The 13,919-nt window shown below is 64.7% G+C and carries 14 protein-coding genes and 1 pseudogene; 4 read left to right on the top strand and 11 right to left on the bottom strand.

The annotated features are described in order from the left end of the window. Positions 1 to 2: 2 nt before the first annotated feature. Genes AC1RRP_RS06320 through rfbB form a run of 10 tightly spaced genes read right to left on the bottom strand, consistent with a single transcriptional unit; the run spans position 3 to position 10,421 of the window. Positions 3 to 1,406, bottom strand: a complete 1,404-nt coding sequence (locus tag AC1RRP_RS06320; RefSeq protein WP_493034311.1) for an oligosaccharide flippase family protein — start codon at positions 1,404 to 1,406, stop codon at positions 3 to 5. Positions 1,407 to 1,459: 53 nt separating this feature from the next. Further along, a complete protein-coding gene (locus AC1RRP_RS06315) occupies positions 1,460 to 2,545 on the bottom strand; it encodes a DegT/DnrJ/EryC1/StrS family aminotransferase (RefSeq protein WP_493034308.1) in 1,086 nt (361 codons plus the stop codon). Positions 2,546 to 2,567: 22 nt separating this feature from the next. Continuing rightward, entirely contained in the window at positions 2,568 to 3,152 is a 585-nt protein-coding gene (locus AC1RRP_RS06310; protein WP_493034306.1) for an acyltransferase, read from the bottom strand. Continuing rightward, positions 3,152 to 4,210 (bottom strand): Gfo/Idh/MocA family protein, encoded by a 1,059-nt coding sequence (locus tag AC1RRP_RS06305; RefSeq protein ID WP_493034304.1) that lies wholly within the window; start codon positions 4,208 to 4,210, stop codon positions 3,152 to 3,154. Before AC1RRP_RS06305 ends, AC1RRP_RS06310 begins: the two co-directional genes overlap by 1 nt. 8 nt (positions 4,211 to 4,218) lie before the next feature. Beyond that, complete coding sequence (locus tag AC1RRP_RS06300; protein WP_493034302.1) at positions 4,219 to 5,514, bottom strand: nucleotide sugar dehydrogenase; 1,296 nt, start codon at positions 5,512 to 5,514, stop codon at positions 4,219 to 4,221. 6 nt (positions 5,515 to 5,520) lie between these two features. Next, the gene (locus AC1RRP_RS06295) at positions 5,521 to 6,969 is read right to left on the bottom strand and encodes a mannose-1-phosphate guanylyltransferase/mannose-6-phosphate isomerase (RefSeq protein WP_493034300.1); all 1,449 of its coding nucleotides are present in this window, start codon (positions 6,967 to 6,969) and stop codon (positions 5,521 to 5,523) included. Continuing rightward, positions 6,966 to 7,511, bottom strand: coding sequence for a dTDP-4-dehydrorhamnose 3,5-epimerase (rfbC, locus tag AC1RRP_RS06290; protein ID WP_493034297.1), 546 nt, complete (start codon positions 7,509 to 7,511; stop codon positions 6,966 to 6,968). The genes AC1RRP_RS06295 and rfbC overlap by 4 nt, the downstream gene beginning before the upstream one ends. Before the next feature lie 16 nt (positions 7,512 to 7,527). Continuing rightward, on the bottom strand, positions 7,528 to 8,415 hold the full coding sequence (rfbA, locus tag AC1RRP_RS06285; protein ID WP_493034295.1) for a glucose-1-phosphate thymidylyltransferase RfbA: 888 nt from the start codon (positions 8,413 to 8,415) through the stop codon (positions 7,528 to 7,530). Positions 8,416 to 8,436: 21 nt separating this feature from the next. Next, positions 8,437 to 9,345, bottom strand: coding sequence for a dTDP-4-dehydrorhamnose reductase (gene rfbD / locus AC1RRP_RS06280; protein WP_493034293.1), 909 nt, complete (start codon positions 9,343 to 9,345; stop codon positions 8,437 to 8,439). A 20-nt stretch (positions 9,346 to 9,365) separates the two neighbouring features. Then, a complete protein-coding gene (gene rfbB, locus AC1RRP_RS06275) occupies positions 9,366 to 10,421 on the bottom strand; it encodes a dTDP-glucose 4,6-dehydratase (RefSeq protein ID WP_493034292.1) in 1,056 nt (351 codons plus the stop codon). A 168-nt stretch (positions 10,422 to 10,589) separates the two neighbouring features. On the opposite strand from rfbB, the gene AC1RRP_RS06270 reads away from it, so the two are divergent. From AC1RRP_RS06270 to AC1RRP_RS06255, 4 genes and pseudogenes are all read left to right on the top strand, one after another. Then, complete coding sequence (locus AC1RRP_RS06270; RefSeq protein WP_493034290.1) at positions 10,590 to 11,072, top strand: phasin family protein; 483 nt, start codon at positions 10,590 to 10,592, stop codon at positions 11,070 to 11,072. Positions 11,073 to 11,084: 12 nt separating this feature from the next. Further along, positions 11,085 to 11,738: pseudogene (locus tag AC1RRP_RS06265) on the top strand (TetR/AcrR family transcriptional regulator); the annotation flags it as partial. Between the two features lie 18 nt (positions 11,739 to 11,756). Then, positions 11,757 to 12,011 (top strand): acyl-CoA-binding protein, encoded by a 255-nt coding sequence (locus AC1RRP_RS06260; protein WP_493034884.1) that lies wholly within the window; start codon positions 11,757 to 11,759, stop codon positions 12,009 to 12,011. A 33-nt stretch (positions 12,012 to 12,044) separates the two neighbouring features. Next, positions 12,045 to 12,371: a DUF1840 domain-containing protein gene (locus AC1RRP_RS06255; RefSeq protein WP_493034286.1), complete on the top strand. Its 327-nt coding sequence runs from the start codon at positions 12,045 to 12,047 to the stop codon at positions 12,369 to 12,371. A gap of 219 nt (positions 12,372 to 12,590) precedes the next feature. On the opposite strand, the gene AC1RRP_RS06250 is transcribed toward AC1RRP_RS06255, so the two are convergent. After that, on the bottom strand, positions 12,591 to 13,601 hold the full coding sequence (locus AC1RRP_RS06250; protein ID WP_493034283.1) for a Bug family tripartite tricarboxylate transporter substrate binding protein: 1,011 nt from the start codon (positions 13,599 to 13,601) through the stop codon (positions 12,591 to 12,593). Between the last annotated feature and the right edge of the window lie 318 nt (positions 13,602 to 13,919).

The raw sequence follows: 13,919 nt of genomic DNA, 5'->3' as shown, positions 1-13,919 counted from the left end.
CTTCAGCGCAGCCCCCTGACGTGCTTCCCGATCACATACGAGAAGTAGACCGCCAGCCCGCCGAGCATCACACCAAACAGCATCAGGGGCTTCAGCGCAAATACATAAGCAGCAGCCAGCGGGGCAAAGCAAAGCATCCACGCCAGAACTAGCGACCTGACGCGCGCAAGATAGTCAGCGAGATGAATATCCACCAGACGAGAAAACCTGAGAAGCGCAGCCCCATACAAGAAGAGATTGCCAAACGAGATGGCAAAAACGACCATGGTCGCCGAAAAGCCATCGAACACCAGCATCAGAACGTATGGGAGCGACCTCACCACGAGTTCGGCAACGGAGAAAATGATCGCAATTGAAAGGGAGTTCTTGATGACGACGATGTTGCTGATCGGCGAGACCACCAACGAGGCTGCCAGCCCCAATGACAATATCGCTGCGTACGTTCCGACCAACTCCCACTTCGCACCCAGCGCATGGACCAGGAGCGCTTCGGAAGCAAAAGCGAAGCACGAACACAACGGGAGCGCTATTGCTGTCAGGTAATACAGCGCGTCCATGACAATTTTTCTTTGCTGTTCCTGCGTTGGCGAGGCGGCAAATTCGCCGGTAAAAACATGGCCCGCCGCGCTTGACGCCAGGCCAACCGGCGCTGAAACCAGCTTGTTTGCCAAGCCCAGCTGGCCGGCCTGGCCCGCCCCGAAGAAGTACGGGAAGCAGATACTCTGGATATTCTGACTCGCCACATTTAACACGGCGGCTGGCGCCAAAAGCAGCGGGAATCTTTTGTAGCGCGCCAGCACCTTGACAACAGCAGACTTGCTGAACCCCCGAATCCGCCAGTCATCCCGTGGGGGGTTCAAGACAAGCAACCCCAGCACGCGGGCAATGAAGTCGCACACCAGCAAACCAACGACCCCAAGCGCAAAGTAGCCCAGCAATATCTGCACGACGACCGTTGAGAGTGCGAGCGTCACGTGGCTTATCGCGAGCCGGCTGTATCTCTTCTGCCTGACGGTTCTCGAAACAGATAGCGCATACAAGCCGTGGACAAACAAGCCCAGCGGCACATACCACATGACGTACCCGACGTCCCAGGCGATGTTGCTGGCACGAAGAAACCACTCGCCAAGCAATAAAAGCAGCAGCGCATAGAAGACCACCGCCGCAAGCAGGACCCAGAATGCCACGTAGCCAAGAATCTGGATGTGGCTCTTTCTTCCCGCCAGGATGGCCGCCTCCAGCTGAAGCGTAAATATCGTCATCGAAATCGAGATGACGCTCACCAGCAGGAAAAATACGCCGAAATCCTCCGGGGCATAGAGCCTTGCGACAAGCGGGTAGGCAAGCAACTGCACAGCCTGCGCCACCGCCCCGCCAGACATGATGGAAAGGATAGGGATCTTCATTGCATGAGAACGCAAGTTCCGAAGCAGATGCCCAACTCAGCCACAGGACGCCGTCACGGCAGGCTGCCCACCAACCCCGAAATGATCTGCTCCTGCGTCTTCGGATCCAGGAATGGGTGCATGGGCAAACTCATGACTCTCGTTGCCACGGCATCCCCTACCGGCAACTTGGCGTCCGGATCCTTCACTGCCGGCTGACGATTCAGAGGTATCGGGTAGTGAACCGCAGTGGGGATCCCCATCAACCTCAGTCGTTCCTGGGTAGCGTCGCGCTCGCCAATCTCCACCGTGTACTGCGCCCAGGCGCTGATATTGTGCGGCTCGACATACGGGCCCTTGATGCCCGTTTGAGCCAGCAGCCCAGCGTATCGCCCGGAAACCTCTTGCCTGAGCCCCAACTCCTCGTCCAGAACGGCCAGCTTGGGCAGCAGGATCGCCGCCTGGATAGTGTCGAGCCGGCTGTTCACACCGACCCGCACGTGGTGGTAGCGCCGGTCCTGGCCGTGGCGGGCGATCTGGCGCAGCACCTTGGCCAACTCATCATCGCTCGTGAAGATCGCACCGCCGTCACCGTAACAGCCCAACGGCTTGCTCGGGAAAAAACTGGCACACCCGATGGTCGTCAGATTGCAGCTTTTCCGTCCCTTGTAACTGGCGCCGAAGCTCTGCGCCGCGTCCTCGATGACTGGGATACCGTGCCGGGCAGCAATGGCGTTGATGGTGTCGAACTCCGCGCACTGGCCGTACAGGCTGACCGGGATGATGGCCTTGGTACGCGGCGTGATGGCGGCCTCAAGCAAGGTTGGATCAAGGTTGTAGGTGCGCGCGTCGATGTCCACGTAGACCGGCTTGGCCCGCAGCAAGGCCACGGTCTCGGCCGTAGCGATGTAGGTGAAACCGGGGGTGATGACCTCGTCGCCCGGGCCGACACCCAGCGCCATCAAGGCAATCTGCAACGCATCCGTGCCATTCGCAACAGTGATGCAATATTTCGCGCCGGTATAGGCGACCAGCTTCTCCTCCAGCTCAGCCACTTCGGGGCCGAGGATGTACTGGCCGTGGTCCAGCACACGCTGGATGCCGGCGTCGATCTGGGGCTTGAGCCGCTGGTACTGGCTCTTGAGGTCGATGAATTCCATGCTGGCTGTTTCCTGTTCCGGGTCAAGCCACGAGACGACACTGGCCGTCGCGCAGCTCGTAGCGCTTGCCTGTCTGCACGCAGACGGTTTCGGCGTTGCCGCCCAGCGGCAGATCCAGGCGCTCGCCGTGCTGGCTCATCCAGCCGATCTGGCGCGCGGGCACGCCCACCATCAGGGCGTAGTCCGGCACGTCGTGGTTGACGACCGCGCCAGCCCCGACAAAGGCGTATTGCCCCACCGTCACGCCGCAGACGATGGTGGAATTGGCCCCCAGTGTTGCCCCGCGGCGGATCAAGGTGCGACGGTACTCGTCCTTGCGGGTCACGGCGCTGCGCGGGTTGTAGACGTTGGTGAACACCATGCTGGGGCCGCAGAACACGTCGTCCTCCAGCGTCACCGCGTCGTAGACACTGACGTTGTTCTGGACCTTGACGTTGTTGCCGATGAGCACGTCGTTGCCAACGAAGACGTTCTGGCCGAAAGAGCAGGCGCGGCCGATGCGCGCACCCGAGCAGATGTGCACCCAGTGCCAGACGCGGCTGCCTTCGCCGATCTGCGCACCTTCGTCGACGATGGCCGAGGGATGGACGGTGTAGTTCGCGCCCATCACAGCTCCAGCGGCAGGCCGACACGCACACCGTCGCGCGCCGAGCGGTAGGCGGCGATCAGGACTTCCAGCGATTTCAGGCCCTCACGGCCGTCGACATCAGGCTCGGCCTCGCCGCGCAGGACGTCGATCACGTTGCGGTAATACAAGGGATGGCCAAAGCCGTAGACACTGGTGGTCTCATAGCTGGCCGCCTTGATCTTTTCGTCGTTGGGGTCGCTGTCAGCGAACTGCCATTCCTGGATCTCGTTCACGGCGACGCCGCCCACGCGCACCGTCCCCTTCTCGCCCAGGATGGTGATGGAACCTTCCAGGTTCTTGGGATAGGTCAGCATGGTGCAGTTGAGCGAGCCCAGGGCGCCGTTGCGCCAACGCACGCTCAGCACACCGCTGTCTTCCGCCTCGATGTCGCGCGCCAGCGTGGCGGTGTAGGCGTGCAGGGAATCGATAGGGCCGATCAGCCATTCGAGCAGGTCCACATAGTGGCTGGCCTGGTTCATGAAGGCACCCCCGTCGAGCTCCCAGGTGCCGCGCCATTTGGCCTGGTCGTAATAGCCGATTTGCGGACGCTGCCAGAACACGTTGAGGGTGACCATGTAGATCTGGCCGAAACGCTTCTGGCTCACCGCCTGCTTGAGCAGCTGCAGCGTGGCGTTCTTCCGGTTCTGCTTGACGACAAAAAGATGCACCCCGGCCTCTTCACAGGCGCGCACCATGCGTACGCCGTCCTCCCACTTGGTGGCCATGGGTTTCTCGCTGAGCACGTGACGCCCGGTGCGGGCCACCTCGATGGCCTGCTGCGGGTGGATGCCGCTGGGCGTGGTCAGGATGACGCAGTCGGCCGTGGTCTTCTGCAGCATCGCTGCCAGGCTGGCGTGACCGGCGGCGCCGGTCACCTGGACGGCCTTTTGCAGGGCCGCGGGATCGATGTCGCAGACATCCACCAGCTCGGCATGGTCGGCATGCTGGCGGATCGAATCGAAATGATTCTTCGAGATCCGGCCGCAGCCCACCAGGGCGAAGCGGATCTTGCGCTGGGTAATTGGGGAGGTGTTCATCGAGAGGCTCACAGTCTGAATACGGTAAAGCCGGTGGCCGCCGCCGCATGGCGGTCAAACAGGCTCTTCACATCGGCCAACACGGGCCTGCTGCCACGGCACAGGTCGCGCAGACCCTGCAGCTGAGCGTGCCGGTATTCGTTGTGCCCGACCGCGACAACCAGTGCATCTACGGGATTTGCCGCATCGATCACACCAAGCTTTAGGCCGTACTCGTGCCGCACCTCGTCGACGTCGGCCCAGGTGTCGGCCACCACGACCTCCACCCCCCAGGCCTCGAATTCGCGCACCATGTCGACCACCTTGCTGTTGCGAATGTCGGGGCAGTTTTCCTTGAAGGTCACGCCCAGCACCCCCACGCGACAGCGCGGCACGTCCAGGCCGTTCTGCAGCATGAGCTTGATGGTGTTGCGCGCCACGTAGCGCGCCATGTTGTCGTTGATGCGACGGCCAGCCAGGATGACCTGGGGGTGGTAGCCCACCTCTTCGGCCTTGTGCGTCAGGTAGTAGGGGTCGACACCGATGCAATGCCCGCCGACCAGGCCCGGGCGGAAGGGCAGGAAATTCCACTTGCTGCCCGCGGCCTCCAGTACGTCCAGCGTGTCGATGCCCAGCCGGGCGAAGATGACCGACAGCTCGTTGATCAAGGCAATGTTCAGGTCGCGCTGCGTGTTCTCGATCACCTTGGCGGCTTCGGCCACCTTGATGCTGCTGGCCTTGTGGGTGCCGGCTGTGATGATGCTGCGGTAGAGCGCATCGACGGCATCGGCCACCTCGGGCGTGCTGCCGCTGGTGATCTTCTTGATCTTGGTCAGGGTGTTGACCTTGTCACCCGGGTTGATGCGCTCGGGGCTGTAGCCACAGAAAAAATCCTGGTTGAATTTCAAGCCTGAAAGCTTTTCCAGGACGGGCACACAGACTTCTTCGGTGGCGCCCGGGTACACCGTGGATTCATAGATCACCACGCCCCCACTGGACAACACCTTGCCCACGGTCTCGCTGGCCTTGACCAGGGGCGTCATGTCGGGGCGGTTGGCCTGGTCTACCGGCGTGGGCACCGTGACGATAAAAACCTTGCAGGCGCGCAGATCCTCCAGGTTGGTCGAGTAACGCAGGTGGCGCGCATGGGTCAATTCCTCGGACGTCACTTCCAGCGTGCTGTCCTTGCCCGATTGCAGCTCTGCCACGCGTGCCGCGTTGATGTCGAAACCCAGCACCTCCCGGTGCTTGCCGAACTCAACGGCCAGGGGCAGGCCCACATAGCCCAGGCCGATGACGGCGATCTTCTGCTTGTCCAGATTCATTTATATCTATCCTTGTTTTTCCCCGGCGTCACCCTGTATGCGACCGTAGCTGTCTTCGTAGCGCACGATGTCGTCCTCGCCCAGGTAAGAGCCGCTCTGCACTTCGATGATCTCCAACGGCACCTGGCCGCGGTTGGCCAGCCTGTGCACCCGCCCGATGGGGATATAGGTGCTCTCATTTTCGCCCAAAACCATCACCTGCTCGCCATTGGTCACCTCGGCCGTGCCGCTGACCACCACCCAGTGCTCAGCGCGATGGTGGTGTTTCTGCAGCGACAGCGAAGCGCCGGGCTTGACCAAGATGCGCTTGACCTGGAAGCGCTCCCCCATGTCGATGCTGTCATACCAACCCCAGGGGCGCGCCACACGGCGGTGCTGCACGGCCTGGGTCGCGTCCAGCGTCTCCAGCTTGGCCACCACTTCCTTCACGGCCTCGGCGTGGGACGGGTCGACCACCAGCAGGGCATCCGGCGTGTCGATGACCAGCAGGCCCTGCGTCCCCAGCGCGACCACGGGACGCTGGCCGCCCGCGTGGATATAGGTGTCTTTCGCACGCAGATGGTGGGCATGGCGCGCCTCGCCGCCCGTGCGGTTGCCGTCGGTATCCGGCTCGGCCAGCTGCGCCACGGCGTTCCAGCTGCCGACGTCGCTCCAGATGCCGGCGAAAGGGTAGACACTGACGTTGCCGGCACGCTCCATCACGGCGTAGTCGATGGACTGGCTGCGGCAGCCCGCGAAGACCTGGGCGTCGGGCCGCAGGAAAAGACCATCACGCTGCGGCGCCCGCATAGACTGGCGGCAGACGTCCAGGATGTCGGGGGCGTGCGTCTGCAAGGCCTGCAGCAGATCTGCAGCGCGCATGAGGAAGATGCCCGCGTTCCAGAGGTACTGGCCGCTGGCCAGGAATTCGAGGGCCTTGTCCTGGGCCGGCTTCTCGACGAAACGGGCCACCTCGAAGCCGGCGCCGGCCGCCACACCCTTCTGGATGTAGCCGTAGGCGGTGCTGGGAAAACTGGGCAACACACCGAAAGTCACCAGCCGGCCCGACTGCGCCGCGGGCGCCGCACCCTGCACCATGGCGCAAAAGGCCGCGGCATCGGGGATGTGGTGGTCGGCCGGGCAGAACAGCAGCAAGGCGTCTGCGGGCGCCGCCAGCGCAGCCAGCGCCATGGCCGCCGCGGTGTTCTTGGCCTGCGGCTCGAGGATCTGGCGCACGGACAGGCCGGCCTGCGTCGCCACATCGGCCACCAGGAAACGGTGCGCCTCGGCCGCCACGCAGGTGATGGCCTCGGCCTGGCCCTGGGCCAGCGGTGCCACGCGCTCCAGCGTGAGCTGCAGCAGCGACTTGTCACCCAGCAGCGGGATGAACTGCTTGGGAAAGGCTTGGCGCGAGAGGGGCCACAGGCGCGTGCCGCTGCCACCGCAGAGGATGACAGGATGGATGACGACGCTCATGCGTACACCTCGGCCTGCGCCAGCAGCAGTCCCTGCTGGTCCTTGCCCGACAGCGCCGGCGCCGCCTCCAGGGGCCACTGGATGCCGATGGCCGGGTCGTTCCACGCGATGCAACGCTCCTGCTCCGGCGCGTAGTAATCGGTGGTTTTGTACAAAAAATCGGCCGACTCGCTGGTGACCAGAAAACCATGGGCAAAGCCAGCCGGCACCCACATCTGGCGCTGGTTGTCCTCGCTCAACTCAGCCCCGACCCAGCGGCCAAAGGTGGGGGAACCCTTGCGCAGGTCAACCGCCACGTCGTACACGCTGCCGCGCACCACGCGCACCAGCTTGCCCTGCGCCTGCTTCAGCTGGTAGTGCAGGCCGCGCAAGACACCCTTGGCACTACGGCTGTGGTTGTCCTGTACAAAGCTCACCTTCAGGCCTGTGGCCTGGGCAAAAGCGTTTTCGTTGTAGCTCTCGAAGAAGAAGCCACGTGCGTCACCGAACACCTTGGGTTCGATGATGAGCACATCCGGAATGGCCGTGGGAATGGTTCGCATGGTATGCACGCCCCGGTCAAACCGGGCATTTTTCCTTCAACAGGCGCAGCAGGTACTGGCCATAGCCGTTCTTGGCCAGCGGCTGGGCCAGTTTCTCGAGTTGCTCGTCACCGATCCAGCCGTGGCGCCACGCAATCTCTTCCGGGCAGGCGATCTTCAGGCCCTGGCGGTGTTCCAGCGTGGCGATGAACTGGCTGGCCTCCAGCAGGCTGTCGTGGGTTCCCGTGTCCAGCCAGGCGTAGCCGCGCCCCATGATCTGCACGTTGAGCTCGCCGCGGTCCAGATACATCTGGTTGACGGTCGTGATCTCGAGTTCGCCACGGGCACTGGGCTTGACGGCCTTGGCGATGTCCACCACCTGCTGGTCGTAGAAATACAGGCCGGTAACGGCGTAGTTGCTCTTCGGAACCTTGGGTTTTTCCTCGATGCTGCTGGCCTTGCCCTGCGCATCGAAGGCCACCACGCCGTAGCGCTCGGGGTCGTTCACGTGGTAGGCAAAGACGGTGGCACCGCTGGTTTTCACATCCGCGGCGCCCAGCAGCCCGTGGAAGTCATGCCCGTAGTAGATGTTGTCGCCCAGCACCAGCGCGCTAGGCCTGTTGCCTACGAAGGATTCACCGATGATGAAGGCCTGCGCCAGGCCGTCGGGGCTGGGCTGCACGGCGTACTGCAGGTTCAGGCCCCACTGGCTGCCGTCACCCAGCAGTTGCGAAAAGCGCGGCGTGTCCTGCGGCGTGCTGATCAGCAGGATGTCACGCATGCCCGCCAGCATCAGGGTGGTCAGCGGGTAATAGACCATGGGCTTGTCGTAGACCGGCAGCAGCTGCTTGCTCATGGCCAGGGTGGCCGGGTGCAGCCGGGTGCCGGAGCCGCCGGCCAGGATGATGCCCTTGCGTTGTGTCATGCTCGCTCTCTCGAAAGGTCCTCAGTGGGCTTCTGCCAACATGCGCCTCACCCCGTCCTGCCAGTGCGGCAGCGTCAGGCCGAAGGTGTTTTGCAGCAGCGTGGTGTCCAGACGTGAATTGTGGGGCCGTTTGGCCGGGGTCGGATAGGCCACAGTCGGGATCGGCAGCACCAGCTCCGGACCCGCCTTCAGCACCCGGCCGGCCACTTGCGCCTGCTGCAGCACGAAACGCGCATACCCATGCCAGCTGGTCTCGCCTGCCGCCGCAAGGTGATAGATGCCCGAGAGGGTGAGATCGTTGCGGCGCATGGGGGGCAACACGTGCCGGATGGCATGGGCCGTCACGTCGGCCAGCAAATCGGCGCCGGTGGGCGCACCGATCTGGTCGTCGATCACATTGAGCTGTTCGCGCTCGGTCGCCAAGCGCAACATGGTCTTCGCAAAATTGCCGCCGCGCGCGCCATAGACCCAGCTGGTGCGGAAGATCAGGTGGCGGCAGGCACTGGCGGCAATGGCCAGCTCGCCTTCGCGCTTGCTGCGGCCGTAGGCGCTCAGGGGCGCCGTGGCGTCGGTCTCTTTCCAGGGCGCACTGCCGCTGCCGTCGAACACATAGTCGGTGCTGTAGTGGACCAGCCAGGCCTGCTGGCGCGCGGCTTCCCGTGCCAGCACCTCCAAGGCCTGCGCATTGATGGCGTGCGCCAGCGCAGCTTCGCTCTCTGCCTTGTCCACGGCGGTGTAGGCGGCGGCATTGACGATGACCTGCGGCTTCACCGCCTGCACGGTGCGCGCCAGCCCCGGCGGGTCCAGCAAATCACCGCACAAGCCGTCAGCGCCATGCCGGTCCAGCGCCACCACCTCGCCCAGCACGGCCAGGGAACGCTGCAACTCCCAGCCGACCTGGCCGTTCTTGCCGAGCAACAGAATTTTCATGCCTGGGCTTTCCGCACGTGTCAGGCGTACTGCTTCTGGACCCAGTCGCGGTAACTGCCGCTTTGCACGTGCGCCACCCAGTCCGGGTGCGCCAGATACCAGGCCACGGTCTTGCGGATGCCGGTCTCGAAGGTCTCGGCGGGCTTCCAGCCCAGCGCCTGCTCGAGCTTGCGCGCGTCGATGGCGTAGCGCCGGTCATGGCCCGGGCGATCCTTCACGTAGCTGATCTGCTCGCGGTAGGACTTGCCGTCAGCGCGCGGGCGCAGCTCGTCCAGCAGGGCGCACAGGGTCTGCACGATCTCGATATTGGGCTTCTCGTTCCAGCCGCCCACGTTGTAGACCTCGCCCAGCTGGCCGGCGGCCAGCACGCGGCGGATGGCACTGCAGTGGTCCTTGACGTAGAGCCAATCGCGGATCTGCATTCCGTCGCCGTAGACCGGCAGCGGCTTGCCCGCCAGGGCGTTGACGATCATCAGCGGGATGAGCTTCTCGGGGAAATGGTAGGGGCCGTAGTTGTTGCTGCAGTTGGTGGTGAGCACTGGCAGGCCATAGGTATGGTGGTAGGCTCGCACCAGGTGGTCGCTGGCGGCCTTGCTCGCGCTGTAAGGGCTGTTGGGCTCGTAGCGGTGCTGTTCGGTGAAGGCCGGCTCTCCAGGAGCCAGCGAGCCGTAGACCTCGTCGGTGGAAACGTGCAGGAAACGGAACGCCGCCTGGCCCGCCTCGTCCAGGCCACCCCAGTAGGCCCGCACGGCCTCCAGCAGACGGAAGCTGCCGACGATATTGGTCTGGATGAAATCTTCCGGGCCGTGGATGGAGCGGTCCACGTGGGATTCGGCGGCGAAGTTGACCACGGCGCGCGGCCGGTGCTCGGCCAGCAGGCGCGCCAGCAGGGCGCCATCGGCGATATCGCCCTGCACGAAGACATGGCGCTTGTCGCCCTGCAGCGAGGCCAGGTTTTCCAGGTTGCCCGCGTAGGTCAGCTTGTCGAGGTTGAGCACCGGCTCGTCGCTCTGAGCCAGCCAGTCGAGCACGAAGTTGGCGCCGATAAACCCTGCGCCGCCGGTGACAAGAATCATGGAATCCCCTGTGGCCGGGTTGGCCCACCGCATGCGGACCCCAGGCTGTGTTTGGACCTTCGAGTTTATCGCATGGGCACCCCGGCAGAGCCCGCCCCCGGGCACTGGCGCGCCGGACCGAGTGGGCGTACAGTCCCGTCCATACCGGCCCTTCAGGAGCAAAGCACCATGAGCAGCAAATCGACCCCGCGCAGTGCCCCCCCGTCCTCCGCCGCCGACCCGGTGCGCGACTCGGCCCACCAGATCTGGCTGGCCGGCCTGGGCGCCTTCACCAAGGCCCAGCAGGAAGGCGGCAAGGTCTTCGAAGCCCTGGTGCAGGAAGGCCTGACCATGCAGCGCAAGGCACAGACCACGGCCGAGGGCAAGCTGGCCGAGGCCAGCCAGAAGGTCAGCAGCCTGGCGCACGAGATCGGCGACCGGGCCACCGGCCAGTGGGACAAGCTCGAAGGCCTGTTCGAGGACCGTGTGGCGCGTGCCCTGCAGCGCCTGGGCATGCCCTCGGCACGCGACGTGCAATTGCTGAACGCCCGCCTGGCCGAACTGGAGAAGCTGCTGTCGTCCCGCGCGCCCCGCAGCGCCCCGGTCAAAAAGGCGGCGCCCGCCAAGAAGGCGACCCCGCGCAAGGCGGCGGCACGCAAGAGAACCGGCTGACAGGGCGGGGCGATGGCCAAAAAGGCGCCGCGCCGCACCGCCCAGCGCATCCAGGAAGTGGCGCTGGCGCTGTTCAACCGCTACGGCGAGCCCAACGTCTCCACCACCCAGATCGCCGGCGAACTGGGCATCAGCCCGGGCAATCTCTACTACCACTACCCGGCCAAGGACGGCCTGGTCAACGCCCTGTTCGAGCAGTACGAACAGGCCCTGGCCGGCCTGCTGCCGGCGGCCGGGGACGTGCGCGACGTGGAGGGCGCCTGGTTTTTCATGCACAGCCTGTTCGAGCGCATCTGGGACTACCGCTTCCTCTACCGCGACCTCAACCTGCTGCTCAGCCGCAACCGCCGGCTCGAAGCCGGCATCCAGCAGGCCCTGCACGACCAGACCGTCGCCCTGGGCACCCTGCTGGCCCGGCTGCAGGGCAGCGGTGCGCTGCAGATCGAGGCCGAAGATGCCGCCGGCCTGGCCACGCGCCAGGTGGTGCTGCTGAGCTACTGGTTGAGTTTCGAGTACGCGCTGGACCCGCGCCACGCGCTGGAACCCGAGGGCCTGCAGGCCGCGGTGCTGCGCGGCGCCGGGCATGCGCTCGGTTTGCTGCTACCCTATCTGGTTCCCGCGCAGCAGGCCCATCTGCGGCAGTTGCTGCGCGCCTACCATTCCACCGAAAACCCGGAGCCTCACATGAGTGACCTGAAAGCCCGTTTCGAAGCCGCCGTCGCCGCGTCCAAAGACCTGAGCGAACGCCCCGACAACGCGACCCTGCTCAAGATCTATTCCCTCTACAAGCAGGCCACCGAAGGCGACGCCGCCGGCTCGCGCCCCAGCTTCACCGATATGGTGGCCCGCGCCAAGTGGGATGCCTGGAACGCGCACAAGGGCAAGAGCAACGACCAGGCCATGCAGGACTACATCGACCTGATCGAGTCGCTGGGCTGATCAGGGGCGCCGCGGCCACACAGCGCGAGCTCCATGCTCTACAAGTTCAAATCCCGCGCCACCGCCGACCTCATCATGCTCGAGCCCAACGGCCGGCGCATGCTGCAGCTCATCGGCAAGCCCGTGGACGAAAAGCAGGGCATCCTGCAACCGGCCGACATGGCAGCGGCCATCGCCGCGCTGGAGGCGGCCATCCAGCAAGAGGAAGCCCGGTTGACGGGCGCAAGGGAAGAAGCCGTGGCCCGTGGTGAAGAGCCCCTGAAAGCCGAGGACATCTCCCTGCGCCAGCGCGCCGCGCCCTTCATCGACATGCTGCGCCGCTGCCAGCAAGTCGACAGGGAAATCGTCTGGGGGGTGTAGCCCGGCGCCACGTCGACGCCGATGCGCCACGCCTGAGAATCACCCAATCGCGGAACGCCGTGGAACCGGCTTCGCCGGACCATTGGCCTTGCCCCCTACAAGGGAGTCTGAGACCTGCGGCTCCAAGCCTGCCTGCGCAGGCTTGGACAGGTCGAAGAGCTTTGACCTCTGGACAAGGCCCCACGGCGGTTAGCGAACGAAGGGAGCGCAGCCTGGGGCCTAGTCAACCTTCGCGCCGGAGGCTTTCACGACGGCGGCCCACTTCTTGTGCTCGGCGTCGATGAAACGGGTGAACTCCTGCGGCGACATGCCGCCGGGAATGGCACCCTGGGCCTGCAGTTTTTCCTTGATGGCCGGCGTGTTCAGCGACTTGGCCACTTCCTGCTGGATGCGGTTGACGATGTCGGGCGGGGTGCCGGCCGGCGCCAGCAGGCCGAACCAGCTGCTGGCCTCGAAGCCCTTGAGCTTGCCCGCCTCCTCCACCGTCGGGGTGTCCGGCAGCGCCGTCGAACGCTGGCCGCTGGTCACGGCAAAGGCCTTGAGCTTGCCCGACTTGATGTGGGGCATGCTTGAGGGCAGGTTGTCGAACATCACGTCCATATTGCCGCCCACCATGTCCAGGAGCGCCGGACCGGAGCCGCGATAGGGGATGTGCGTCATGAAGATGCCGGTCATGGACTTGAACAGCTCACCCGCCAGGTGGATGGACGTGCCGTTGCCGCTGGAAGCCATGTTGAGCTTGCCCGGGTTGGCGCGGGCGTACTTGATGAAATCAGCCACGTTGTTGATGTTCAGCGCCCGGGCCTTGTCGGCGTTCATCACCATCACATTGGGCACACCGGCCACCAGGGTGATGGGCGCGAAATCCTTCTGCGGCTCGTAGGGCAGCTTGGCGTACAGCGCCTTGTTGATGCCGTGCGTGCCCACCGTGCCCATCAGCAGGGTATAGCCATCGGCCGGCGACTTGGCCACGATGTCCGCGCCCACGTTGCCGCCGGCACCACCGCGGTTGTCCACCACGAAGGGCTGGCCAAAGGCCTTGGTCAGCTCCGGCGCCATGGCGCGCGCCAGGATGTCGGTGGTGCCGCCGGGCGCGAAGGGCACGACGATCCTGACCGGCTTGTTGGGCCAGGCCTCCTGGGCCTGCGCAGCTGGCGCCAGGGCCAGCAGGGCCGTGCCGGCGGCAGCGGCGAGGAGATGGCGACGGTTCGAGGCGAAGAGTTTGCGCATGGGTGTGTCTCCTGGGTCTGATGTGGGCCAGTGTAGGCCCTGGTTTGCGGCTGTGGCTTAGGGTTTGCCTCGGGTTGCTGGGTTGTTTGTCGCTTTGGCTACTGCTTTCAAGAAGCAGCCATGACTGCGCGGCAGTGTCGGGATGTGCGCCCGACAGCGCAGTAACTTTCTCTTGCTTGCCCAAGAGAAAGTCACCAAAGAGAAGGGCAGCCGAAGTCAGGGCCCCTGCGGGGTTCCTTGCGCTGCTCGCATCGGGCGGGGTCGGGCTGAACTCGCTGCGCTCAGACAACGCCCGCCCTGATCCGCCCGCTGCTGCGC

The sequence above is a fragment of the Hylemonella sp. GW821-FHT12C09 genome (genome assembly GCF_058807395.1).
Note: the sequence above shows the minus strand (reverse complement) of the source record. Positions and strands in the feature narration are given on the sequence as shown.

Coding starts and splice junctions, on each gene's coding strand:
- AC1RRP_RS06310 (WP_493034306.1), bottom strand. CDS start 3,152: ATGGGCGCGAACTACACCGTCCATCCCTCGGCCATCGTCGACGAAGGT.
- AC1RRP_RS06270 (WP_493034290.1), top strand. CDS start 10,590: ATGAGCAGCAAATCGACCCCGCGCAGTGCCCCCCCGTCCTCCGCCGCC.
- AC1RRP_RS06255 (WP_493034286.1), top strand. CDS start 12,045: ATGCTCTACAAGTTCAAATCCCGCGCCACCGCCGACCTCATCATGCTC.
- AC1RRP_RS06295 (WP_493034300.1), bottom strand. CDS start 6,969: ATGAGCGTCGTCATCCATCCTGTCATCCTCTGCGGTGGCAGCGGCACG.
- rfbC (WP_493034297.1), bottom strand. CDS start 7,511: ATGCGAACCATTCCCACGGCCATTCCGGATGTGCTCATCATCGAACCC.
- rfbB (WP_493034292.1), bottom strand. CDS start 10,421: ATGATTCTTGTCACCGGCGGCGCAGGGTTTATCGGCGCCAACTTCGTG.
- rfbA (WP_493034295.1), bottom strand. CDS start 8,415: ATGACACAACGCAAGGGCATCATCCTGGCCGGCGGCTCCGGCACCCGG.
- AC1RRP_RS06300 (WP_493034302.1), bottom strand. CDS start 5,514: ATGAATCTGGACAAGCAGAAGATCGCCGTCATCGGCCTGGGCTATGTG.
- AC1RRP_RS06250 (WP_493034283.1), bottom strand. CDS start 13,601: ATGCGCAAACTCTTCGCCTCGAACCGTCGCCATCTCCTCGCCGCTGCC.
- AC1RRP_RS06305 (WP_493034304.1), bottom strand. CDS start 4,210: ATGAACACCTCCCCAATTACCCAGCGCAAGATCCGCTTCGCCCTGGTG.
- AC1RRP_RS06315 (WP_493034308.1), bottom strand. CDS start 2,545: ATGGAATTCATCGACCTCAAGAGCCAGTACCAGCGGCTCAAGCCCCAG.
- AC1RRP_RS06260 (WP_493034884.1), top strand. CDS start 11,757: ATGAGTGACCTGAAAGCCCGTTTCGAAGCCGCCGTCGCCGCGTCCAAA.
- AC1RRP_RS06320 (WP_493034311.1), bottom strand. CDS start 1,406: ATGAAGATCCCTATCCTTTCCATCATGTCTGGCGGGGCGGTGGCGCAG.
- rfbD (WP_493034293.1), bottom strand. CDS start 9,345: ATGAAAATTCTGTTGCTCGGCAAGAACGGCCAGGTCGGCTGGGAGTTG.